Raw genomic sequence first — 1,785 nt, 5'->3', positions numbered from 1 at the left:
GTAAAAGTTGTGGGGACTGGTCAACCTGCTGTGCTCGCCGGGCAGCCAGTATCAGATTATTCAACAACCCTTCGGTCATTTCAGGCAGAGGGTTACAAAGGTCGAGAGGTACGGTTTTAAATGCTTCGTAAAGTTCATCAAGCGCTTGTTCTGGCAGCTCAATCCGGGGGATTCCGTGTTTGAGGGCATTAATAGCCCAGAGATCGACCTCAGGACACGGCTTACCCATGGCAACCATCGAATTAAATATGGAAGACCGGCTTCTTGTAAACTCAGGCCAGAGCAGGGTGACATGAGCTTCCGGGTAGGTCTGTAATTGGCCATTCACCAACAGAGGTTGCCCGACAACCAGAGGTTCCAGAAGCTGCTGAAGTGTCGGATTACGCTCGAGTCCCAGAAATACAACCGGTTTGCCAGCGGTTAATGCTTCCTGCAATTTGCTCTGACGTCGTCCAAAATGCGCCTTTTGTTCCGAGCTGATATGAATATTATCAAACAGCTGACTGAAGCCGGTCTGTTCATTGACCTGAATGACCAGAGATGCTTGCGGCTGATCGTTTATCCAATGACTGGCTTGGGCAGGTTGTTGATAAGTGACGGTATTAAAGACGACACGATCTCTGATTGGATGCTCATCGTTTTCTGCTAATCCAAGCGCTTTCGGTTGTCGTCCGGAATCAGCCACCTGAAGTGGGGGCTCCAGGCCGGTCGTCTCGCGAATCGTCTGTAGTGAGCCCAGTAAACAAAACCAGAGCGCCTCGCTAAGCGGAGAAGTCACGACGACTGCATCACCTGCCCGAACTTGTTCCAGCAGGCAGATGTTAGGGATTGCATAGCCACCCGGTGCAATGGCAATCGGGTTCAGCCATTCGCTAATATTACTCTGGTTAATGATGATCGGGTTTCGTGGTGTGTGCGGTTTATCAAGTCCCTTGTCAGCTGGTTGTGACAGACTTTGGAACAGTGAACGAAGCTCGTCATTGCCTACTGACATCTGATAAAACTGAACATCGTCGGGTAATGGACAGATCTTTCCGTTGCTCTCAAAACACTTTTGCGCCAGCATTTGTCGAATCGTCTGTTCAAAGGCCAGATCTTTCCAGTTGGCCCCTTTCAGAATCACCCGTTGTCCGGCCATCAAAGACTCAAGCCTGCCGGGGAGGTGCCGGATTCGCCCCTGTTTATCCACTCCGGGGCCGCCCAGCAGCAACTGTCGCCAGTTGTTGTGCAAATGGCAGTCAATTAAAACGGTATTGTCGTCATCCATAGCACTTTCGGCACAGGGGAGTTCAGCCAATAGCGGAGGAGCTTTTAACGGAGGAGCTCTGTCTATAGCCATCGATGGGTCATTATTGGCCTGAGCATTGAACTGCCAGGTATTTCCCGGTCGATTAATTCGTCGCCAGAAATCAGCCCCAGGTGCGGTGGCTCCCGCAGCGTCATCACACTGACCAAGCGATGCCAACTGTGCAGGGTTTGCCAGAACCAGTAGAGCAACATGTTCTCCCAGGGGGCGTTTCTTCTGACTGACTTTGTCGTATAGGCAGGGGTTATCCGGGTCCAGCAGATCGTTAAATTTCGGCAGTTCGTCGCTGGTGAGCTTGCGGATATCGATCACCAGGGTGAATGGTTTTGATCCTTCAAAGAGCTTGCCTGAACGCAGAGTGTGGCGGCCATCGCCGGAAATACTCAACCGGCTCACCAGATTAGCCTGTGAGAGGTCATCGGGATGGGAGATCAGCGTGACATCGCGATTTTCGTCGCCGGTCTCGGCCACTAAAAGCT

At 51.8% G+C, this 1,785-nt stretch carries 1 protein-coding gene; it reads right to left on the bottom strand.

From position 1 onward, the window contains the following. Positions 1 to 1,785 (bottom strand): hypothetical protein (locus KDK17_RS10480; RefSeq protein WP_257288034.1); only part of this gene is annotated, 1,785 nt, incomplete at both ends.

It is taken from the genome of Endozoicomonas sp. SESOKO2, assembly GCF_024606245.1.
Classification (GTDB): Bacteria; Pseudomonadota; Gammaproteobacteria; order Pseudomonadales; family Endozoicomonadaceae; genus Endozoicomonas_A.
The sequence above is the reverse complement of the archived record's forward strand: the minus strand, read 5'-3'. Positions and strand labels throughout refer to the sequence as shown.